Raw genomic sequence first — 22,040 nt, 5'->3', positions numbered from 1 at the left:
GTCTTCAGTAGGGGATTGAATGTAAACAATTGACTTTTTGTTGGTTTAGATCTAAACTGATATCAATAACGAAGGTGTGAGGTGGACAAATGGAATCAAATAATACGGAACCCTTCTTATCAAAACGCGACGAGCGGTTAGGCTTAATGATATGGTATCGCTTATCGCGGGTTTATAACCAAAACATTCGAGATACGCAACAGCATTTGAAAAAGTGGAACTTGTCTGCCGCCCAGTTTGATATGCTTGCTCAAGTCGGCGCGCATGACCGCCTGACGCAGCAGCAGCTGGCCGATAAGCTTTTTGTCACGAAAGGGAATATTACGCAATTACTTAGCAAGCTTGAGGATTTGGGCTGGGTAAAACGGGAGCAAGAATGGAAAACCAAATACGTCTCCCTTACGGCAAAAGGCAGAGCGCTATTTAATGACGTTGTTCCTGTGCAAGAGCAGTTTCAAGCATCTCAATATAATGGATTGAACCGGGAAGAGAAGAAGCAGCTGGTCGATCTGCTCAAAAAAATTCAAAACTAACTCTTTAAGGAGGCTTTTTATATGCAGCTCAAAGGCATTCACCACGTATCCGCGATTACAGGCACAGCTTCTGAAAACTTCAATTTTTACACGCAGCTATTAGGTCTTCGTCTGGTCAAAAAAACGGTCAATCAGGATGAAACCTCGGTATACCACTTGTTTTACGGGGACGAGAAGGGGAACCCGGGAACGGAGTTAACATTCTTCGAATTTCCGATGACCGGCAAAAACCGTGCAGGAACAAGCAGCATCTCCTCCTTGTCGCTTCGCGTGGCGAATGATGAGGCGCTTCGATACTGGAAGGAGCGGTTCGAGCAATTCAGCGTGGATCATGATGAAATGATCGAACGCGCAGGCCGGAACACAATAGCCTTTAGAGATTTTGAGGGGCAGCGTCTCGTACTGGTATCGGATGAGCATAACGAAGGGGTTAAAGGCGGCATCCCATGGGGAAAAAGCACAGTACCTGTAGAATACGGCATTCTTGGATTAGGCCCTGTTCAACTGACAGTGAAGGATCCGGCCCCGACAGTACTCGTATTGACTCAATTGATGGGCTTCCGGCAAAAGGGTCAATATCCGTCCACAATAGCAGGCCAACCGGATGTTATTGTATTTGAAACAGGCGAAGGCGGAAGCGGCGCCGAGGTTCATGTTGAGGAGCGGCATGATCTGCCGCGCGAGCAGCAGGGCCACGGCGGCGTTCACCATGTGGCGTTCCGCGTCGATAACGATGATGAACTTCGCGAGTGGATCGAGCATATCCGCGGCGTTCACATTCCAAACTCAGGATTTGTTGACCGTTACTACTTCCGCTCGCTTTATTTCCGGGAACCAAACGGCATTCTTTTTGAGCTGGCAACGGATGGACCAGGCTTTGATACCGATGAGGACATCAACCACTTAGGGGAGTCGCTCGCTTTGCCGCCATTCCTGGAGCCGCATAGAGCTCAAATCGAAGCGAGATTGAAGCCGTTGCATACGAAGCCGTTGCAGGGGTAATGAAAGAGGAGTTAAACTACAAGTAAGCAAATAAAAAATAGGACGAAGAACGTCCCGTAATCCCTGGCTTCCTAAGGGATGCGGGACTTTTTTTGTGCTGAGAGACTGACAAAAGATAGAACTGCTCTGCAGCGCTTGATTGGTTATGATAAAGTAGTAATAGTTCGCGTTAACCATTGTCGTAGAGAAGGATCGGGACGTTATATTCATTTCGTTGGCACATCAGCAGCTTGTTCTACGTATACATCAAGATAGGCGCTATGTGGCAACCTGCTGCTTGAATCAGTCCAAGTTTAGTGAAGGTATAGGCTGCCGAAGGTTGTAACGAGGAGGTGCTTTAGGGATGAGCACGGATTGGATAAAGGCTGATGAGCCGCTCAGCTGCCTTACGGTGACCGGTAGCGAACGGAATGAAGCAGTTGTCATTTCCGGCTTTTCAGAGGGTCTTCACTGTATCGGAATTGGTACCGATGCGGCTGTATTTACGTATGATCAGACACCAGGTTATGCATTTAAAGTATACTCGGATCTTGCGCTTGAGAAGAAAGAGACCGAGAGAAGAGTGTACGAACGACTTGAAGGGATCCCATTTTTCCCACAGTATTACGGGGTTGGCAAACATTATTTGGTTATGAGCTATGAACCGGGGATTACTTTACATGATTGCCTGCTTGAGGGTGTACCGGTACCGGAACAGGTGATTCATGACGTGGAGGAAGCACGCGAGTTAGTAAGAAATCGTGGCTTGAATCCGCGCGACATTCATCTGAAAAACGTGATTTTGCAAAACGGACGCGGCAAAGTGCTGGACGTTTCCGAGTATGCGCTAGAGGGCGACGACAAGCGCTGGGAGCATTTGCTCTGGGCTTACCGCGTCTTTTATCCGAGCGTTGAAGGCAAAAAAATTCCAGGATGGGTACTTGAATCGATTAAAAACGGGTATGTTAAACTGGATCAAGCGAATCTGAGCCTTGATGATTTTGCGCAGCGAATCAGTCAACTGTTCTCCAGATTTTTAAAATAAGCTTTTTCAGTTGACCGCCATTAAAAAGTTCTGCTTGAAAATTTATACTACTGTTTATATAATAAACGCATATCAAAACTGATGACTGATGGAGGACCCCCGACCGATGAAGTAAGAACACGATTCCTGTAAACAACTTGTCTAAGTACAAGCGGCTTCTCGGTAGCGAGAACCGGTCAGGGATACGTGTGTCGATTTGGGGACTTATGTAAAGTCAATCAGCTGCGATAGAACGAGATGTACAGCCGAATTCATGCGGCCTTAGGCATCCGTTATTTTCGTTTAACTGATGTTCCCCTACGTATTCGACCGTGTGCCGCTGGCCACGGTTTTTTATTTTGTAATATGAAATGGGGAATGTTCCTTGATGCTGGTAAAAGTTAAAAATGTAAATAAAGAATGGGATGGCGTAAAGCTGTTTGAGCAAGTGACGTTTGAGGTGAAGGAAGGAGAGCGGCTGGCGTTGTTCGGGCGCAATGGAGTCGGCAAAACGACTCTGCTGCAAGGATTGACCGGACGGCTTCCGTTCGATGGCGGAGATATCCAGCGCTTGCTGCCTATAGAGGAATGGGGCTGGCTCGACCAGCAGGCGCAGATGGATTCGTCGTTAACACTGCTCGAATTCGTTCAAGCGGGCACTGCAGAATTGTTCTGCTTGAAACGGGAGCTTGCAGACTTGACCCTTCGGATGCAAGAGCAGGAAACGGGCGAGAAAATGCTTAATCGCTACAGCGAGCTGTTCGAACGATATGCACAGCTTGATGGCTACAGCTGGGAGATCAAGGCAGAGAGATGTTTAAGGAAATTAAATTTTGACTCAAAAGTATGGAATGTACCATTCTCGCAATTAAGCGGCGGTCAGAAGACAAAAGCTCAGCTGGCTTCCCTCATGGTCCGGGAACCAAAGCTAGTCGTGCTCGATGAACCAACGAATCATTTGGATTCGGCTGCACTCGATTGGCTTGAGCAATGGGTAAAGGCGTATCCGGGAACGGTCGTGTATGTATCGCATGATCGAACGTTTATTGACCGTACGGCAACAACCATTCTTGAACTGGAGCGGAACGGCTGCCGGCGCTACCCGGGAGGCTATACCGAATATCGGGCACAGAAGGAGCTGGAGCTGCGGACGCAGGAGGCGCTGTACAAGAAGCAGGAGCAAGAGCGTGAGAAGCTGCTCGAGAGCATTCGCATGTATTCGGAATGGTTCCAGCAAGCGCATAAAGCGGCGGGGCAACATGATTTCTTACGTTCCAAGTCGAAGAAAAATGTATCGCGTATGCATGCGAAGGAATCAGCGATTGAGCGGCTGGACCGCGATAAGGTGCAGAAGCCTCGAGAGGAAGCGCAGCTTCGCATGCAGCTGGATACGGATGGATTTGCTGCCGCAACGCTGCTGCGTATGGAGGACGTCGGCTTTGCCTATGAAGATCAGGTCACATTGTTCAGCCATCTTAGCTTTTCCGTTGATCGCGGAGATCGGATTGCCGTATTGGGACCGAATGGAGCCGGTAAGTCGACGCTGCTGAAGCTGGCAACGGGAAGCTTGGCTCCGATTACCGGGAAGGTTAGCATTCATCCCCAAACGCGCATCGGTTATTTTGAGCAGGAGTTAGGTAAGCTGGAAAATGAAGAGACGATTTTGGATAGCCTGCTTATGCTGCCAGGCATGACGCAATCGCATGCGCGGACGATTCTCGGCTGTTTCCTCTTTCCGAAAGAAGAAGTGTTCAAACGAATCGGAGATTTAAGCATGGGCGAGAAATGCAGGGTAGCCTTTCTGAAGCTGTTTTTTGGCAAGGCGAATTTACTCGTACTGGATGAACCGACGAATTATTTAGACGTGAGCACGCGCGAGAAGGTAGAGGAGGCGCTTCAGCATTATCCGGGGGCCGTTCTTCTCGTGACGCATGACCGTTATCTGGTCCGCAAAGGGGCTAATCGACTGCTCATAATGGATGGAAAGAGCGAGCCTAGTTTATTCCCCGGAACGTACGATGAGTACTGTTCAAAAGATCGCAGCCGTGCGCTTACAACGGAGGAACAGCTAGGTCAGAACGAACGGGAGAGGCTGCAGCTGCGCTTGGCGCAATTAATGGGCAGTGCACAGCCGGAAGATCCTGCGGAGCAGCAGCAGCTTATGCAAGAAATTCGCAGGCTGCGCAAGCAAATTAGCGATTTTGCAGATGAATCGCAATAAGTTAGTATAGATGGCCATGCAGGAGAAGACTATTGCATGGCCATATTTTTTTCAGTGGTGTGGTTTGGCGGAAACAAATGAAGAGCTAACATCGTCTGGTTATAAATGGGGAATTTTAGAGGGGATGATGGTACAGGTGGAATTAATAAAAGCTTCAACGGTATATCTTGTACTACTTATGCTGTTAGGGTGCGGTAATCAGGCATCGGATCAGCACAATTTAGATCAACAACAATCGGATCAACAACATGAGGTTCAGTTTCCGTACGATTACACGATTAATGAAGATAAAGATGTCATCGATCTGCATGGCAGAGTATCTAACTACATGAAACTAGATGATTTTATCGAAGGTAGAACGAATACCCAGCGGGTTGTACGATATACGATAGAAGGGGATCCGATCTACTACCAAGTGACGCAAAGAAACGATCGGATTGAATTGCGCTATGATACGACGAAGGACAAGTTCGGCTCACCGAATGTAACTGTATATACGTGTGATACGCTGCAAAAAGATGAAACGGATACTGCACTGACATACACGCTGACAGGCTGCGACGGCGAACCAATGGAAATAAATATTTTGACAATATCTCGTAAGCTATAGTCTGACCATCAAAATAAATGGAGGTAACCGTGTGTTTGAATGGACGGAATGCGACAATGGCACGGACGGCGCAACCATGACGCTTTTGGCTAACGAAATCATTAACATTGTTCAAGCGAAGGATGAATACAAAAGGCTGCCAGCCGTTAAAGGGGTTTACATCTAACGCTTACTTCAGCATGAGATAGATGTAATCTACCGATTTCATCGCATATTCCTTTTGAATCGGCTTGCCATTCTCCAGCAGCACCAAGCAAGGCACGCTTGCAATCTGCCACTGGTCGCGCAGCTTTGGCGCATAGTTGATATTTAGCTTAAAGAGAGGAATGGATATGCCTGCAGCTTCGGCAATTTCCAGCATTCGTTCTCCTATTTTACAAGTGCCGCATAGTGGGGTGAAGAAAAATACAGCAGCCTTGCCGCTCTCAGCATGCGTCAGGTTTTGTAAAGCAGCTTCATCCAGTTCGTGAATAGCCATCGTCATGCTCCTTTAAGTGCTTACTTATTTTAAATGTACTTGATTCCTTAAAGTTATACAATATCGACGACACTAACAATCAGAATGGGAGATATTGATGAAGAGAAAGTTTGAAAAAGGCGGGTTTATTCTGGTATGTGGCGTGTGCGGGAACCGGTCCTTGATAAAACTGGGTAAGTAAAGAAAAACGAAGTTGTTGTTCGTTGGCATTGGATTTTCTGTATAATAAGTGTACTGAACTGTTTTTGGAGGAGATTCGATTGGCACAGCTTTATTATAAGTACGGAACGATGAACAGCGGCAAATCGTTCGAAATCATTAAAGTCGCGCATAATTACGAGGAACAAGGCAAGTCGGTCCTAATTTTTTCGCCATCTGTCGGCGCAAGAGAAAGTGCCGATCGGGTCGGTTCACGTGTCGGATTCGAACGGGCTGCAATTCCTGTAACCGATGAAACGGATCTCTATGAAAGCGTGAAATCATACGTAACCTCGACCGCGTCAGCAAAAATATATTGCGTGCTCGTCGACGAGGCGCAGTTTTTGAAGAAGCATCATATTTTGGAGCTTACCCGCGTCGTAGACGAGCTGAACATTCCGGTCATGGCTTTCGGTCTGAAAAATGACTTTCAGAATCAGCTGTTTGAAGGCAGCTATTATTTGTTGGTGCAAGCCGATAAAATAGAAGAAATCAAAACGATATGCTGGTACTGCGACCGCAAGGCGACGATGGTCATTCGTTTCAATGACGGCCAGCCGATGAATGCCGGCGAGCAGATTCAAATAGGCGGCAACGAGGATTATAAGCCGGTATGCAGGCGCTGCTACAATGAAGCCTTTCGCAAGGCATAGCGGTAATAATATCAGATGAAACCATAGAAAGAGACGTACAAACTAACCTCAGTTTGATTCGTCTCTTTTTATTTTAGAGAGGACATTCCTTGAAAAGGGAGCAATTTTCACCTACTGTCATCAGATAGCCATACAACATAGCTCTTTCGAGTCATGTCCACCCCTATTCCTATAAGCGAAAATAAAAGATAATACGCGAGAATGCGACGGAAGGTGAGGAGACCATTTTGGAGCAATTGGAGAAGAAACGTTCGTTTTGGCTGTTTTCCGCTTGGGCGGCTGCCGTACTGGCGACGGCGGGAAGCTTGTATTTGAGTGAGGTTATGCATTTTGTCCCGTGCAGCTTATGTTGGTTTCAGCGGATCTTTATGTATCCGTTAGCGCTGCTGCTCGGGATAGCATACGCAAAAGAAGATACGGGTATTGTTTCGTACGTTTTGCCGCTTGTGGTTATAGGAGGCAGCTTTTCACTCTATCATACAGTGCTGCAAAAGCTTCCGCATGACTCTGCGATTGCCGCATGCGGTCCCGTATCATGTCAAGGAGATTATTTGAATTGGTTTGGATTCATTACTATTCCAATGCTGGCGCTTGTCGCGTTCTCGATTATATTAACGGCATTGCTGCGGATTAGAGCGCTGGATAAGCAGAAGTAGACAAACGCCTCTCATCATGCTATATAGAATGAAGTTAAACAAAAGGGGGAGAATGACAGCTATGCCATTACCGCAAACGGGTATCGGAGCATCAGAGCAGCATGCCAAGCTGCTGCTGGACAGCTACCGAAGATGGACAGGCAAGGAGCTGATCCCGCTTGACTCTGGCCAAACCGTAAGGGAGCAGCTTTATCAATCGCCGATCGTCATTTTATCGCATGGAACCGAATCTGATCCCATATTAAATTACGGCAATCAGATCGGACTCGATCTGTGGGAGATGGAATGGGAGCAATTCATAAGGACGCCTTCAAGGCTTACAGCGGAGAAGGTAAAACAGGAGGAGCGGGACCGCTTCTTTGAAGCCGTAACCGCTAACGGATTTGTCGACAATTATACCAGCATCCGAATATCGAGCACGGGACGGCGGTTTTATATCATCAATGCGACGGTTTGGAATCTTATTGATGACGACAACAGGTATCTGGGACAAGCCGCGGCTTTCTCGGAATATCGTTACTTATAAAATCGTAGCCGAAAAAAGGAACGGAGGGGTGACATGCCGATACATATTGGATTGGCAGGCTGGGGCGATCATGATCGGTTGTACACCTCAGGCGTCAGAGCGGGCAGTAAGCTGAGGCAGTACGCGAACCATTTTCCGGTTGTTGAGGTAGACAGCACTTTTTATGCCATTCAATCGAAGGAGCGATTCCTGAAATGGGTCGAAGAGACGCCAAGCTCGCTCCACTTCGTTGTGAAGGCTTACCAGGGGATGACGGGGCATCAGCGGGGTGCTGTGGTGCAGCCGAATGAGTTGAACCAGATGTATGCAGCCTTTCGTGAAATGCTCGAACCTGTCATAGAGTCGGGCAGATTGAAGGCGGCGCTGTTCCAGTATCCGCCTTGGTTTGATTGTACGCGCGATAATGTGCGACTGCTGAGAGAGGCGAAGCAGAGAATGAAAGGAATTCCATGCGCGCTTGAGTTTCGGCATCAAAGCTGGTTTACTGCCGAGTTTCGGGACAAGACGGTAGCGTTCATGGAACAAGAGCAGTGGATACATAGCGTTTGCGATGAACCGCAAGCAGGTCTTGGCTCTATACCGACTGTACTGAAGGCGACGGACCCGGGGGTAACGATCGTCCGCTTCCATGGACGCAATTCGGCAGGTTGGAATCAAGGAGGCGCTTCGAATTGGCGCGAGGTCCGGTACTTGTACCGATATAGCGAGGAGGAGCTGCGGGAATGGGTGGACAAGCTGCAGCAATTGCAGCAGGAGAGTGAGCATATTTGCGTCATCTTCAACAACAACTCGGGCGGCGATGCGGCGGACAATGCGAAGCAATTGATGGAGATGCTTAGCCTGACTCGACCGGACGGAGGAAGCCCGATCGAGCCGCCGCCGCCCGTTATCGAGCAGTTGGATTTATTTTAAAGTGGATTCATTCGCTCAGGTACTACGGAAACTTGGTACTATGTGGATTTAACATCCTCATATATAGTTAATCTCATCCGAATGAAGCCCCCAGACCGTCGAGGTGAAAATGTACGATGGAGATGACAACGACAAAGAGACAAGAGCTGCAAAGAAAAGCAGATGTACTGAAGCAGTATGAAGTTTACGGTTATCAAGTCGCTTATTACTTGCTTGAAAATGAACAACTGGCTGCTCAAGCGGCAACTCAAGCGTTGATTGAATTATTGAAGGATGAACAATTCTTTAATCAACCCGAGTCCTGTCAAAAGCAAAGAACGAAACAACTCTGCATGAAGCAGTCGCTGCTGGCTAAAATGTCAGTTTCCGCTTCAAATCCCTCGCTGTCTCGTACGTAATTCCTTTTGCAACTCATTCATTTAATAAATTGAAGCAGCTGATCGATGGATTGCTTTGCTTTTTGCTTCGTCATTAAAACAAAAAAATCCCCCATTTTATCTACCCTCTGTTTTACGTTTTTTATTGTAAAATCACGTGGAGAAAAACCAATTCGAACTTCCTCCCATGTAACAGGAGTTGATACAGAGCCTTCCTTTCTTGCACGCGGGGAATAAGGGGCCGGCAAAGTTCTTCCTTCCCCATGTTGAATATAATCAAAATAGAGCTTTGTCCCCCGATTTTTAACGAGGCGTTCCACCGTCACCAGCTGCGGATACTTATCCGCAGTATATTGGGCAATAAACTTATTTAAAGAACGTGTTTGCTCATAGGTATAGCGTACCTCTAGAGGTATGTAGATTTGCAAACCTGAAGCACCTGATGTTTTTGGCTGGCTGACTAGTCCTAAAGAATCGAGCACTTCTTTGATTCGTAAGGCTACTTCTAATACTAAGCTAAAGTTATCAACGTCTGTGGGATCTAAATCAAACACTAATTCGGTTGGAAGCTTCGGCTGATAGTAAAGATTGAACGAAACATGAAGTTCTAAACATGCTTGATTTCCAAGCCAAACTAACGTCGGTATATCATTAGCTAAAATATAATTGGTATCTCGCCAGACATGCGTAGCAACCCAAGCAGGAGCATGAGCAGGCAGATTTTTTTGATAAAACGATTTTCCGTGAATTCCATTTGGATAGCGGATGGTGGTTAACAATCTGTCTTTTGCATATGAGAGGAGGTAAGGTGCCATTTCAATCAGATATTTGATATAGTCTAGTTTTGTTATCTCGGCTTCCGGCCAAAGCAGTTTCTCCGGATTCGTAATTCTAAGTGTATGTCCTTCAACTTCAAATTCAAACTCTTTGATCATGTATTCCACCTCGCCTGTTCAGGGGGACTTTGTGTAAAGCCGATTATTTTGGGATGCCGCAATATCCCCTCGTCCGTCAACTCCAAATATTCTGCAAGCAAGGTTAACTGCGGCTTGATCCATCTGATGGGTAAGGGCTGAACAGGAGGATTTATGAACGGGCTTCCCGGCAGTTCTAACTGCGGAACAAAAGAATGGAGCAATTGCAAGTCCTTGCCTGTGAGACCGGAAGAGATTTTTCCTACAAAAAGTAATTGATCCTCCATATAGACCCCGAGGAGTAATGAATTGGGAAAACCATCCTTATATTGGACTCCCCCCACCACACATAACAATTGCTGTTTTACTTTTGTCTTATACCAATGTTTATGTGCTTTTCCGGCTATATAAGGTGAATTCAGGTCTTTAGAAACGATCCCTTCCCATTTCATTTCCGCCATTTTGGAATACAGCTTAAGACCATCGGTCTGACTTTCTACAAGTTGAAGCCAATTCGTTGGTTTTACAATGTCATGAAGAATCGCTAAACGTTCCGTTAAAGAGCGTTTTCTGAGATCCTCTCCATCCTTCATCAGAATATCAAACACATGATACTCTATCGGAAGTTCCTTTATATATTGCGCTACTTTTTCCTTTTTGGAACTGCGGTCCCTTCGAACAACACGTGAAAACTGTGGCTTTCCTTTATTTGTACGAACAACGACTTCACCGTCTAAAATAAAGGATTTACCTTTTACATGATTGGATATTTGTTCAATTTCAGGATACTGCAAGTTTCGTTTATTTTGATTCCTGGTATACAGCTCTATAGAGCCAGGATGAACAATAGAAAGAATGCGAATGCCGTCATACTTAATCTGATGAATCCACCCAGATTGAGATGGTGGTTGATCGATTAAAATGGGTTGCATTAAGGGAAATAGCTGATCCATATCGTTTCCTTTCTGACGTTTGATTGAGGTTCTATTTCTTGCTTCTTGGTTGGCAGCAAGTGTACTTCCTATATATTTCCTATACGGAATATCAAATATTCTAGGATATAGATAAAATGTTGAATCCATCAAATTTCACACTAATGCGATCGATGTGGAGAGGCAGTTTCAGTTTTGGATTAGTGAGGGAGAACGACAACGGGCTGCCGAAAATATCGGCAGCCCGTTCAATAAACATGCTGATTAATGGAATAAAAAAGGGTTCACTAAGTGAGGGTTCTCAATAGTCGCCTGGACGCTGTAATGACCAATAAAGCTGAACCAATTGCATTTCATACATGAAATGTTTTCTGTAGAAAAAAATGTGTTTTTCCGGATCAATATGTTCGTAATACTTTGCTAATGTTCCATAAAGACTGACCTTTTGAAGAAGTTGTGCTAAACGCTCATCCAAAAAAATCTCTCCTTTTTGTTGTCTGTCAAGACCAACATATGCGGAGTAGGTATTTGGTGTATAGGCTGATATCACGAATCAATAAAAAAGCGGTAGTTTAGCACTTCATTTTCAAGAATCGGTAAAAACGATAATTCACTTTACTCCGGGAGTTTAACCCGGTAGCTGACGCAGGGCAGCTACCGTGCCGAATACACGCGATCCTCCGAGCTGCCGGTTACGAGCTCGCACTTTCCGTTTGAAACGAGCTTGTCCAAATAGGCGGCAACACCGATATAGATAGAAGGCTTACCGGTTGACATTCGTTCGTTACGGACAAGCTTCTGTTCGATTAGAAATTCCGAGACCGCTCTCGTGCTGATGTGGCCGAATGGTAAAGCGTCATCAACGACACGCTGGGCGGCAGGGGGCAGGTGAAACGGATCGGAGCTTTTTGCAGCATGTCCGCCGCTTGGTCTCATGTCAGCTGTACCGAACAAGGGTGTAAATGGCTTTTTGACGGTTTCTTCGAATACAAATGTGCCTTGGTCGCCTTCGGTTTCTTCGAATAAAAACGCGACTTGATTGTTTTCCGCTTCACCGAACACGAATGAGCCCTGGCTGTTTTCTATTTCATCGAATACAAACGCCCCTTGTTCTTGATAAGCAGGAGTCAAAGGAGTCGTCTCCTGGTTATTCAAACGAGTGGCTGCAGGGTGCTTCTGTTTATTAGCGTTCTCCAGCTCGCGAAGCTTGCCGCGAAGCCTAATGAGCTGTCTGTCGAGCAGCGGGAGCCCGGCATTCAGATGCGCTTGAATGTCTTGAGGTATATCCAGCCCAGCCGGAAAAGGCAGGAACATATGCTGGCTGAGCTGCCAGCCATCCCGATATTTGCAAAGTATCTCGTTCATTTCACCATCAAGTACGTCAAAGCCTTTCATAATAGCTGATATCGTCTTCGCATCGATGCCCGTGTGCAGGTGCAAGTGTTCAATACCGAAGTAACGCATCGTGTTGCTCGGCAGATGAAGCACCTGATGCTGATAGCGCAATGATCGGCCGCATTCGCATTTGGTGTGCGGCGATACCTCGCCGCTGTCGGTGAAGCCGATATAGTCCCATTCCTCGATAAACGTTTCAATATCCTCGAATTCCGCATCCTCCGGAATGAACTGGCATTTCTTGTGGGCAAGCTGACGCGCGAACATCGTTCTTCTTCCTCTAACGAGCACATGATGAATGAAATGACGCTGTTCCTCCGATAATTGCCCCATAATGCGATCTCGCTGCTCAAGCGTCAACTCGTATTTCATTTTGCACCTCCATTCGAATTCGTATGAGCTTCCGTTAATTAAACATTATAGATGGGGATGAGGAAGAAGTCATTAGCGGCCAAGGTCTCGTCCAATCGCGATTTGTAAGTGTATAATATAGCAGAGAGCAGCGGCAGGTAAGTGCTAGTATAATACTTCTTTTAAAAAGGCGGTTGTTACGTTGATGTCTACCAAAAAAGTTAAAATAGAAGCTCCTAAAATTCCGGATGGACTTAAGCCATTGGCCGTTTCTGAGGTTGAGTGGCCGGATGAGCATGCCATAAGCGATTGCGTTATGCAGGATTGCAGCATTACTAATCAATCAGCTTACAAGGCTTGCTTTGATAGAGTCGTATTTAATAATGTGGTGTTCCGGGGAACGAGCTTGCGGAAAGCCGAATTTACCGATGTTCGTTTTGAAAATTGCGATTTGTCGAATATCGAGATGAGCGAAATGATTTTGCACAGGGTCGCTTTTCATAATTGTAAGCTGCTTGGCATGGATATTACGGGCTCTACGCTGCGGAATGTACGGTTCGGGCAATGCTATGCCGACTACGCTGTATTACGATTTTCCAATTTCAAAGGTGTATCGTTCGAGAAATGCTCACTGGCCAAAGCGGATATGTCCAATATGACTTTAGCGAACCTTTACTTTACAGAAACGAACTTGGATCAAGCGCAGCTGTCACAAACGAAACTGAGAGGCATCGATCTTAGCGATTGCCAATTCGACGGGTTGGGCGTTACGCTGGAGGATGTTCGCGGCTGCATCATTTCACCCGCGCAAGCAGTCGTGTTCGCAGTTAAGCTCGGTTTTGTTGTAAACAACGGGGAATGAATGAATACATGGGTGTGAACAAATCGAACTTGTATGAACATTTCAACTGCGACACAGCCGTTATACTGCGGTATGACAGCAGTTCATACCCATCCATATTGTTCAATTGAAGTTGCTTTGGAACTCCGTTATCATTCGGAGTAACGTTCTAATCAGCAGGAATGAAAACGCATACAATGGGAGCGGTCTAATCTGTTGGCGGATAAGTTACAAAAGCAATGCCTCCGGATGGAGAGAACAGATAACCGAGAAAAGTGGTTGCAGAGTTAGACTTAGTTGTGGTTTCAGTTCGTGCATTTATAAAACATGCTGGAGGAGGAGTACTATTGTTATTTCCACTTTCGAAGAAATGGGTATCTGCAGCACTTGGTTGTTTGCTGGCATTGTCAGCACCGTTATCTATCCCTTTAGCTCACGCTGCTGATGGAGGGGTGAATTCAATGAACCCAAATCTGCCTTTTACGAATGAAGAACTCAAAAATAATGACTACATTCTTTACTTTGTGAATGCCGGCGATTCGTCGCCTGCAACGGTAGAAGGAACGGATAAGTTTGGTCTGCTGTCGTCTGTAACAGAGCAGGTATTCGGTGTTGACCCAGTGTCCGGCAAGTATTGGGGCTTAAATAATCCGGCCCAAAGCAAGACTTCTGTAAGTGATTCCAGCAGCAAGTCCGGTTCTCTACGATACTACAGCGGTACTCAAGTAAGAGATAAAGCATTGAAGTACAGCTTCGAGCTTCCTGAAGGCGACTATGACGTAACTTTCGGTTACAAGAATCCTTGGAGCGGCAGAAGCGTAAACATGTTTGCAGAAGGTACCAATCTCTCCGGCGATTATGCGATCGGGTCGTACAGTGCAGAGACTGAAGTGACTTTCAATAAAATTCATGTTTCTGATGGACAGTTGAACGTAGCCATTCAAGGACCGGCAACTGCGGCTTTGACCAACCACAATGACCCTTTGATCAATTACTTGATTATCCGTCAGAATGTGACGATTCCATTGTCCGATCTGGAGGAAAAGATAGCAGAGGCGCTTGTATATTCGGCAGATACAACCTACACGAAGTATAGCATTAATGCTCTAAAGACTGTTATTTCTGCGGCGCAAAAAGTCACACAAACGCTTTCCGAAAGCGGTGCGGACATTTCCGCAGAGAGTAATCAAAAGCAAATTCGCAGCCATATTGCGAGTTTAAATGAGGCGATAGCGGCTCTTATTGTGTATAAAGTAAATACTTCCTTTAACCCGGGCGATGTATGGACGGACACTAACGGTGCACCTATCCAAGCTCATGGCGGAGGTATCATGTACGACGACAAAACTTCGAAGTATTACTGGTACGGAGAGGATAAAACAGACGGATACCTTCCTGCCCGTGGGGTGCATGTCTATTCTTCTACGGATCTTTATAACTGGACAGATGAGGGTTTAGCTCTTAGAGCCATTTCTTCGATGGAGTCCTTCGAGACAGACCCGCTATTTTCTGAGATTTACGCTGGCCGGGATGACAAGGCAGACATTTTGAATGATATCGGTACAAACCGCATTATTGAACGTCCGAAAGTGATCTACAACGATACAACCGGCAAGTACGTTATGTGGATGCATACAGACGGACCTACTGCAACATCGACGGCTAATTACGCAAAAGCAGAGGCTGGTTATGCGCTTAGCGACTCTCCTACGGGACCGTTTGTTTATGGAGAGAGCTTCCGTATGGATCGCGCTCCTAAAGACGCAGCTTATAACGGGCAGCCGAATCAGCCAGGGATGGCACGGGACATGACGTTATTCAAGGATGATGACGGCACAGCTTACCTCATCTATTCAAGCGAAGAAAACCTGACCATGTACATTTCCAAGTTAAACGGCACGTACACAGACGTTGTGGGCTGGCATAGAGATGGCAATGTTGAGCGCGACACGGAATATAAAGCCGTGTATGGAGAGGATTACGTTCGTGTATTCCCGGGTGCTCAACGAGAAGCGCCTCAAGTATTTAAATACCAAGGCAAGTATTACATGGTATCATCGGGTGCGACAGGCTGGGATCCGAATGCGGCGAAGTATACGGTAGCTGACGATATTTTCGGGGAATGGAAAGCATTGCGTTACTTTGCGCCAAACAGCTCTACGACATTCGGTTCCCAAGGAACAGCGATCATCCCTGTCGATGCGGAAGCAGGGAAATTCATCTACATGGGCGACAGATGGAAGTCATCTGACTTGGCGGATTCCCGCTACGTTTGGCTGCCGATTGAATTTGGAAACGACGATGAAATCGTGCTGAATTGGTACGACGAGTGGGAATTATCCGAATTAGACCGCATGGGTAAAATCACGGTAAACACAGAATTGCCAAGTCAGACTATTTTGGGGGAAGAGCCTCAATTTCCTTCCACAGTTAATGTTACGAAGTCTAATGGAGAGCTCATTAATTCCCCGGTAGTTTGGAATATAACATCTGCTACTTTTGCTAAACCAGGGGTAGTTCGAGTAACGGGCACACTTTCTGAATTGGCAAATAAAGTAATCAGCGCTACGGTTTATGTCGTGCCGGATACCTACTCTTACTTTGTTCATGCCGGCGGAGCGGCAACAAGCGATTATCTGACAATGACTTCCTACATGCAGGATGTGCTGCTGAATCCGGGTATAATCGATCAAGCCTACGACCCGGCGAACGAGCGAACATGGGGCTATGTCGGTACGGGTACAAATTCTTCCGGCTCTGCAGGCGATGATATGTATTCGGCGCTTCGTTATCTGAAAAGCAACAGCGGCGATGATTTAACATACCAGTTCGATCTGGAGAATGGTGTCTACAATGTTTATACCGGACTTTATGATCCTTGGTATCAGTACACGAATGGCAGCCGTAAAGCGGATATCGTAATCAACGGCGAAACGAAAACCAGCAATTATGTATTTACGGCTGCAAGAGACACGCTTGGTTATACGAACGTTAAAGTGACAGACGGTAAATTGACGGTTACTGTGCATCGCGTAACAGGAGCACCGGAACCGCAAATCAGCTGGATTATGGTTTCAAATGCAGAGAAGACCGCGGGACAGATAGCAAACACAGTTACAAATGTTGACGCTCCTGCTCAAGATGAAACGGCTTTGACATTGCCGACCGTACAAGATGGTTTTGAAATCGCCATAAAGAGTTCTGACAGCGAGGTTATCGCTGCCGATGGGACAATTGCACCGCCTAAAGCCGAAACAACTGTAACATTGGTATTTACTGTGACGAGAACATCCGACGGTTCCGTGGCGGATACCCGCGAGATTCAAGTGATTGTACCTGCAAGAACGGTAACGGCAGCAGATGTTGCTGAGACAATCACAAGCATTGCAGAGCCTAAGAGAAAAGCAATGCAGTTGACTTTGCCTGCTGTACCTGAAGGGTTCACAATTGCCATCAAGAGCTCCGACAGCGCAGTTGTAACCACTGAGGGGGTAATCGATCCTCCTAAGCTGGATACCATTGTTAGCTTCGTTTTAGAGGTTACCCGTTTGTCGGATGGAACTACGGCTACTGCATCAATTGCTGTAACTATTCCATCCCAAAATAACGGCAACCACACCGGTATCGTCAATGGTAATAGCAACGAGAACAGTATCTAAGTTGAAAATGATTTAATCAAAAAGAGGCATCCTTGAATAAAGGATGCCTTTTGCTTATTTAAAAGCCGCAAAAATGTTATACTATTGTGAAAAGATTCGATTATTATGAAAAACGATGATATGATTTATACAAAGATATTCGACGATTAATTGTGCGCACGTAGGAGGATTTCAGATGGAATACATCAGTACTAGAGGTAATGTAGGCAAGATAGGATTTATCGACGCATTTATGATGGGATTAGGAAATGACGGGGGGCTTTTAGTTCCAAATGAAATTCCGGTTATACCCGCTGCAACGTTAAAGGAATGGCAGGAGCTGAGCTATCAGGAGCTGGTGCTCGCCATTTTCTCGTATTTTACAAACGGTGAAATTCCGGATGAAGATTTGAAAGCAATGGTATACGCGAGTTATTCGACGTTCCGCGATCCGGAAGTAACGCCGGTACGCCGCATCAATGATCAGTTGTATTTACTTGAGCTGTTCCACGGCCCGACCTTTGCTTTTAAAGATATTGCGCTGCAGTTCATGGGCCAATTGTATACGTACGTAGCAGCGAAACAGAACAAGAAGATTCATATTCTCGGTGCCACCTCGGGCGACACCGGCGCTTCGGCGATCGAAGGCGTGAAAGGCAAGGAAGGCATTAAAATTTGCATTTTGCACCCGCACGGTAAAGTAAGCAAAGTGCAGGAGCTGCAAATGACGACGGTAAAAGAAGACAATGTACTGAATTTATCGGTCGACGGCAACTTCGATGATTGCCAGCGCATGATCAAGGATCTGTTTGCCGATCTCGACTTTAAAGCAAGCAACCACCTTGCAGCCATCAATTCGATTAACTTCGTCCGTATTTTGGCGCAGACGGTTTATTACTTCTATGCGTACTTCCAAGTCGTGAAGCAAACGGATGAGAAACAGGTAAACTTCAGCGTTCCAACGGGCAACTTTGGGGATATATTCGCCGGATACTTGGCAAAGCGTATGGGACTCCCTGTCGGCAAGCTCATTCTTGCTACTAATGAAAATAACATTCTGGAGCGGTTTATTCTTGAAGGTGTATACAAGCCTGGAGACTTCCGCAGCACATACAGCCCGTCGATGGATATTCAAGTCGCGAGCAATTTTGAACGTTACTTGTATTACGTCCTCGGTGAGGATTCCGCACAAATTCGTAAGCTGATGGATCAGTTCAAAGCGGAAGGGCAGATCGTTATTTCCGGGGAGGCGCTGAGCAAAGTCCAAGCTGAGTTTGGCGCTCATGGCGTACAGGGGCAGGAATGTCTCGATACGATTAAAAAATATGAAGCGGAAAACGGCTATTTGCTTGATCCGCATTCGGCTTGCGGCGTAGCTGCGGCGGATAAATATAAAAATGAGAATGAAATCACCGTGTCGCTCGCGACTGCTCATCCGGCCAAGTTCAATGAAGCGATCGAGCTGTGCGGCATTGAGCAGCAGTTCCCGGAACAAATTTCGTCGTTGTTCGAGAAGGAGCAGCGTCAGACGCGAGTCGGCGGTTCACTAACAGAAGTTGTCCGCGAATTGGAAAAGTTCTATAACGCTCGTTAATGTATGTACACAAATAGGGGCAGTCACAAATGGATCATTCCTTTTGCGACTGCCCTTTCGTGTTACATAAAGGAGAAGATTCAGAACATGTCTGGTTTCCGATTTGAAAAGGTCACAAAGCTTTTATCGCGATGTACTCGGATTCAACAATTTAATACCATTCACAAAGTGTGGGGGAGAGATAGCTCTGGCCTTTGTTAAATCCCTGTTACGACTTTTGTCGAGGTTAAAAATCATCCCGGGGTCCATTTGAGATTCATTCCTGCGCCTGTCTCGATCTGTCATATTCTTCCTGTAAAGTAAGAGTGACAAATCTAAGCAGGATGGGTGAGTGAATGAGGATGAGAAATCATTACATTGTGGAAACGAAACCGGCAGTCAAGTTTTTTGAAGGTGAGAAATGGCTCGTGCTTACCGGATTACTTGGTTTTCTGCTTGCGGGAGTATGCGCGCTATGGATTATCCTATATGGGGGGGAGGTATCCCCTGAAGGTGATCTGTCTAAAGCATTCTCTTTTAATGCTGCACTGGGCATGTTTCTGCTGTCTACGGCCGCGATTAGTCCGTTCTCAGGGATGAAGGCGAAAAGCAGAGCTTTCTTTCGCTGGTCTTATATTATTCTTGCACTTTATTCTTACTTTGCGGAAACCGTCCAAAATTTCCGCGGTGTCAATCCTAGGTTTGTGCAGGATGGGTCAGCATTTGATATCGGGGTCGGTAACGGTTTTGCTTTCGTGGCACTGCTGCTGGTTCTGTATTATCTGGTATTGGCGATTCAATATTTCCGCCGCAAAGCTTATAATCTTCGTTCAGAGCTGGTGCTCGGCATCCGTTACGCAATGATCGCAATTATGCTCTCGTTCGCGGCTGGTATCTGGATTTCTGTCAATCAGGGTCGGCTCATCGGCTTGCATGGAAATATTATTTGGCTGCACGGCCTCGGCTTTCATGCTCTTCAAGCAGTGCCGTTAGTCGCTTGGTTGACGGAACGGACATCGCTTACGCCCACGGTTCGCCGAAGATGGATTCATTTAACAGGCATTGCTTATTTAATCGGATTATTAGCGATCGGCTGGCAGACATTTCTTTGCAACTCCATAATGGAGTGGTCTGTACTACCGATTCTTGCTTGCGGCAGCTTCATGATTGCAATAGGGGGTGGGGCGCTAGTGCTGCGTCAAACAAGAAAGGCATTCCATACACAATAATTAGGAAAGAGGCTGCAGAGATGCAGCCTCTTTTGGTTATATATCCATATTTTAAATCGGCTCACGTCGAGAGACGGGTTTATCTGATTTATCATCTGTTCTTTTCGACATGTCTACTTCAAAGCCTGTCCGTTCATGCGTACTTTTATCTTCGTATGCTGTTTGCGGATTCCCATCAGTTTCAACATCGATTTTATTATTTGGCATAATCAATCCTCCCTTTTAATAAAGGTAACTTCTCCATAACTGCACAAATTTATCCATGTAGCGCACTTGAGGAAGTTTTTACATAAAGGTAAAATGATAAATACAATTGAATCTTGGGTAAGAGCAACAAGAGAAAGTAAAAACCCACCCCAAGGTTAGCGCCAAAGGTGGGTTTTTGTCCTTTTATTAACTTAGAAGGGAGTCCCCAGAGACTCTATTTGAGTGTTCAAGAAATCCAGATATATGGGTGTACTATCCAACAAAAATTAATTCTCTTCAGGATATGGAATCGTTTGTTATAAAGGCTCTTGATGGAAAAAAACGAAACGAGGAATTTCCTTATATCGTCTACGATAAAGAATTAAAAAAAATTGTTGGTACTACTAGATATTTGAGAATATCTGAGCAAAGCCGCAATTTAAATATTGGTTCAACGTGGTATTCGCCTGAAGTTTGGCGTACTAAAGTGAATACAGAATGCAAGTATTTATTATTGAAATTTGCTTTTGAACAATGGGAAGCGGTTCGAGTGGAATTGATTACGACGCCGGATAATACTAGATCTCAAAAGGCTATTGAACGACTAGGCGCAGTTAGAGAGGGGATTTTTAGAAAGAAATATAACCAAAGAGACTATATCATTTATAGTGTAATTGATGACGAATGGAAATGCGTAAAAGAACGGCTTGAAGGCTTTCTCAGTGATACAGGTACTTCAACGCGGCAGGAGGTCGATTTCATGAATATCAGATGTGATTGTCGGACCTAATGGTGATATAATTAGCCGAGATCTGAACGATTACATAGGGAATATGATTTAAGACGAGGAATTAAGTCTAAGGTTAGCAATATACACAAGTTGATGATGGAGGTTTACGGTATGAATTATTACATAATAACGGGTACTTCCCGAGGACTCGGTGAAGCGATCGCTTCAAAGCTTATTTCGCCGGAAAATTATTTCTTTTGTATTTCACGCAGCACAAATGAAAGCTTAATAAAGCAAGCGGAGGATATGGAAAGCAAGATAGAGTATATAAATGCTGATTTGAATGAAATTGATGGAATTGATACGCTGATGAGCCGAATTTTTGATGCTATCAATGAAAGTGAAGTTCATTCCATACATTTGATTAATAACGCCGGAGTGCTAGGGCCTATTGAACCTGTTGGATTAAGTACAAGCAATGAAATCATAAAAAATGTAAACGTCAATTTAATTGCACCGATGTTACTATCTAATTTATTTATATCGTACACCAATAACTATAAAGTGGATAAACGTATTGTTAATATTTCTTCAGGAGCTGGAAAACATCCGTATTTTGGATGGAGCAGTTACTGCAGTACGAAAGCAGGGTTAGATCTCTTTACTCAATGTACAGGACTAGAACAATCCAATAATACGGATTCACCAGTAATTATATGTTCAATCCATCCGGGTCTAATTGATACGGAAATGCAGGTTCAAATCAGAAATACGGATAAACATAATTTTATGGATTTGGAACAGTTTATAGCTTTTAAAGAAGAAGGTATATTGCAGACCCCGGATTCCGTTGCAGATGTTGTTATTAAATTGCTTGAACAAGATAAGGAATTCATACAAGGAAAAGTACTTGATATAAAGCAGTTTCAATGAGGGTTCGATCTTTGAAACGGAGGGTATAACGGGAAAACATCCGGCTAATTGTTCTATATGTTCGATATCGTAATCGTATATATGGATAACCTCCCTTTATTTTAATCCGATTCGGTCATTTAACGTGAAAATCATCGATTTAGATGGAG

Annotated in this window: 23 protein-coding genes and 1 pseudogene; 18 read left to right on the top strand and 6 right to left on the bottom strand. The window is 45.4% G+C overall.

Going from position 1 to position 22,040, the window contains the following annotated elements; genetic code table 11:
* Nucleotides 1-89: 89 nt before the first annotated feature.
* From DFP97_RS10120 to DFP97_RS31885, 6 genes are all read left to right on the top strand, one after another.
* Entirely contained in the window at nucleotides 90-533 is a 444-nt protein-coding gene (locus tag DFP97_RS10120) for a MarR family winged helix-turn-helix transcriptional regulator (protein ID WP_114379872.1), read from the top strand.
* 21 nt (nucleotides 534-554) lie between these two features.
* On the top strand, nucleotides 555-1,535 hold the full coding sequence (locus DFP97_RS10115) for a ring-cleaving dioxygenase (RefSeq protein ID WP_114379871.1): 981 nt from the start codon (nucleotides 555-557) through the stop codon (nucleotides 1,533-1,535).
* 343 nt (nucleotides 1,536-1,878) lie between these two features.
* Entirely contained in the window at nucleotides 1,879-2,559 is a 681-nt protein-coding gene (locus DFP97_RS10110) for a serine/threonine-protein kinase (RefSeq protein WP_114379870.1), read from the top strand.
* A gap of 367 nt (nucleotides 2,560-2,926) precedes the next feature.
* A complete protein-coding gene (gene abc-f, locus DFP97_RS10105) occupies nucleotides 2,927-4,759 on the top strand; it encodes a ribosomal protection-like ABC-F family protein (RefSeq protein WP_114379869.1) in 1,833 nt (610 codons plus the stop codon).
* Nucleotides 4,760-4,895: 136 nt separating this feature from the next.
* Nucleotides 4,896-5,369, top strand: a complete 474-nt coding sequence (locus DFP97_RS10100; RefSeq protein WP_181873444.1) for a DUF4362 domain-containing protein — start codon at nucleotides 4,896-4,898, stop codon at nucleotides 5,367-5,369.
* 31 nt (nucleotides 5,370-5,400) lie between these two features.
* The gene (locus DFP97_RS31885) at nucleotides 5,401-5,535 is read left to right on the top strand and encodes a hypothetical protein (RefSeq protein WP_281270957.1); all 135 of its coding nucleotides are present in this window, start codon (nucleotides 5,401-5,403) and stop codon (nucleotides 5,533-5,535) included.
* A gap of 3 nt (nucleotides 5,536-5,538) precedes the next feature.
* Here DFP97_RS31885 and DFP97_RS10095 read toward each other — a convergent pair whose 3' ends face one another.
* On the bottom strand, nucleotides 5,539-5,847 hold the full coding sequence (locus tag DFP97_RS10095) for a thioredoxin family protein (RefSeq protein ID WP_114379867.1): 309 nt from the start codon (nucleotides 5,845-5,847) through the stop codon (nucleotides 5,539-5,541).
* 260 nt (nucleotides 5,848-6,107) lie between these two features.
* On the opposite strand from DFP97_RS10095, the gene DFP97_RS10090 reads away from it, so the two are divergent.
* The 5 genes from DFP97_RS10090 (at nucleotide 6,108) to DFP97_RS10070 (ending at nucleotide 9,190) form a co-directional block, all read left to right on the top strand.
* Entirely contained in the window at nucleotides 6,108-6,698 is a 591-nt protein-coding gene (locus tag DFP97_RS10090) for a thymidine kinase (protein WP_114379866.1), read from the top strand.
* Nucleotides 6,699-6,925: 227 nt separating this feature from the next.
* Nucleotides 6,926-7,354 (top strand): disulfide oxidoreductase, encoded by a 429-nt coding sequence (locus tag DFP97_RS10085; RefSeq protein WP_245976049.1) that lies wholly within the window; start codon nucleotides 6,926-6,928, stop codon nucleotides 7,352-7,354.
* A gap of 61 nt (nucleotides 7,355-7,415) precedes the next feature.
* Entirely contained in the window at nucleotides 7,416-7,880 is a 465-nt protein-coding gene (locus DFP97_RS10080) for an MEKHLA domain-containing protein (RefSeq protein ID WP_114379865.1), read from the top strand.
* Between the two features lie 33 nt (nucleotides 7,881-7,913).
* Nucleotides 7,914-8,792 (top strand): DUF72 domain-containing protein, encoded by an 879-nt coding sequence (locus DFP97_RS10075; protein ID WP_114379864.1) that lies wholly within the window; start codon nucleotides 7,914-7,916, stop codon nucleotides 8,790-8,792.
* A 116-nt stretch (nucleotides 8,793-8,908) separates the two neighbouring features.
* A complete protein-coding gene (locus DFP97_RS10070) occupies nucleotides 8,909-9,190 on the top strand; it encodes a hypothetical protein (RefSeq protein WP_114379863.1) in 282 nt (93 codons plus the stop codon).
* A 17-nt stretch (nucleotides 9,191-9,207) separates the two neighbouring features.
* Here the strand turns inward: DFP97_RS10070 and ligD (DFP97_RS10065) are convergent, their stop codons facing one another.
* The 4 genes from ligD (DFP97_RS10065) to DFP97_RS10055 form a co-directional block, all read right to left on the bottom strand.
* Entirely contained in the window at nucleotides 9,208-10,104 is an 897-nt protein-coding gene (gene ligD, locus DFP97_RS10065; protein ID WP_114379862.1) for a non-homologous end-joining DNA ligase, read from the bottom strand.
* The gene (gene ligD / locus DFP97_RS10060) at nucleotides 10,101-11,165 is read right to left on the bottom strand and encodes a non-homologous end-joining DNA ligase (protein WP_114379861.1); all 1,065 of its coding nucleotides are present in this window, start codon (nucleotides 11,163-11,165) and stop codon (nucleotides 10,101-10,103) included. The genes ligD (DFP97_RS10065) and ligD (DFP97_RS10060) overlap by 4 nt, the downstream gene beginning before the upstream one ends.
* 151 nt (nucleotides 11,166-11,316) lie before the next feature.
* Entirely contained in the window at nucleotides 11,317-11,490 is a 174-nt protein-coding gene (locus DFP97_RS30695) for a hypothetical protein (protein WP_181873443.1), read from the bottom strand.
* A gap of 179 nt (nucleotides 11,491-11,669) precedes the next feature.
* Nucleotides 11,670-12,782 carry a DUF3895 domain-containing protein gene (locus DFP97_RS10055; RefSeq protein WP_114379860.1) on the bottom strand — a complete coding sequence of 371 codons (1,113 nt, stop codon included), beginning with the start codon at nucleotides 12,780-12,782 and terminating at the stop codon, nucleotides 11,670-11,672.
* Nucleotides 12,783-12,966: 184 nt separating this feature from the next.
* Between DFP97_RS10055 and DFP97_RS10050 the strand changes: the two genes are divergently transcribed.
* The 5 genes from DFP97_RS10050 (at nucleotide 12,967) to DFP97_RS10035 (ending at nucleotide 20,042) form a co-directional block, all read left to right on the top strand.
* Entirely contained in the window at nucleotides 12,967-13,623 is a 657-nt protein-coding gene (locus DFP97_RS10050; protein WP_114379859.1) for a pentapeptide repeat-containing protein, read from the top strand.
* Nucleotides 13,624-13,949: 326 nt separating this feature from the next.
* A complete protein-coding gene (locus DFP97_RS10045; protein WP_181873442.1) occupies nucleotides 13,950-17,261 on the top strand; it encodes an Ig-like domain-containing protein in 3,312 nt (1,103 codons plus the stop codon).
* Between the two features lie 175 nt (nucleotides 17,262-17,436).
* Nucleotides 17,437-18,834 carry a threonine synthase gene (thrC, locus tag DFP97_RS10040; protein ID WP_114379857.1) on the top strand — a complete coding sequence of 466 codons (1,398 nt, stop codon included), beginning with the start codon at nucleotides 17,437-17,439 and terminating at the stop codon, nucleotides 18,832-18,834.
* A gap of 91 nt (nucleotides 18,835-18,925) precedes the next feature.
* Nucleotides 18,926-19,087, top strand: a complete 162-nt coding sequence (locus DFP97_RS32255) for a VOC family protein (RefSeq protein WP_425453516.1) — start codon at nucleotides 18,926-18,928, stop codon at nucleotides 19,085-19,087.
* A gap of 88 nt (nucleotides 19,088-19,175) precedes the next feature.
* The gene (locus tag DFP97_RS10035) at nucleotides 19,176-20,042 is read left to right on the top strand and encodes a hypothetical protein (protein WP_114379933.1); all 867 of its coding nucleotides are present in this window, start codon (nucleotides 19,176-19,178) and stop codon (nucleotides 20,040-20,042) included.
* A gap of 51 nt (nucleotides 20,043-20,093) precedes the next feature.
* Here DFP97_RS10035 and DFP97_RS30690 read toward each other — a convergent pair whose 3' ends face one another.
* Nucleotides 20,094-20,249, bottom strand: a complete 156-nt coding sequence (locus DFP97_RS30690; RefSeq protein ID WP_181873441.1) for a hypothetical protein — start codon at nucleotides 20,247-20,249, stop codon at nucleotides 20,094-20,096.
* Between the two features lie 220 nt (nucleotides 20,250-20,469).
* Here DFP97_RS30690 and DFP97_RS10030 point away from each other — a divergent pair.
* Nucleotides 20,470-21,018: pseudogene (locus tag DFP97_RS10030) on the top strand (GNAT family N-acetyltransferase); the annotation flags it as partial.
* 111 nt (nucleotides 21,019-21,129) lie between these two features.
* Nucleotides 21,130-21,891 (top strand): (S)-benzoin forming benzil reductase, encoded by a 762-nt coding sequence (locus DFP97_RS10025; RefSeq protein WP_114379855.1) that lies wholly within the window; start codon nucleotides 21,130-21,132, stop codon nucleotides 21,889-21,891.
* Nucleotides 21,892-22,040 lie beyond the last annotated feature (149 nt).

This window comes from Paenibacillus prosopidis (assembly GCF_003337375.1).
GTDB lineage: Bacteria > Bacillota > Bacilli > Paenibacillales > Paenibacillaceae > Pristimantibacillus > Pristimantibacillus prosopidis.
This window is presented reverse-complemented; position numbering and strand designations above follow the sequence as displayed.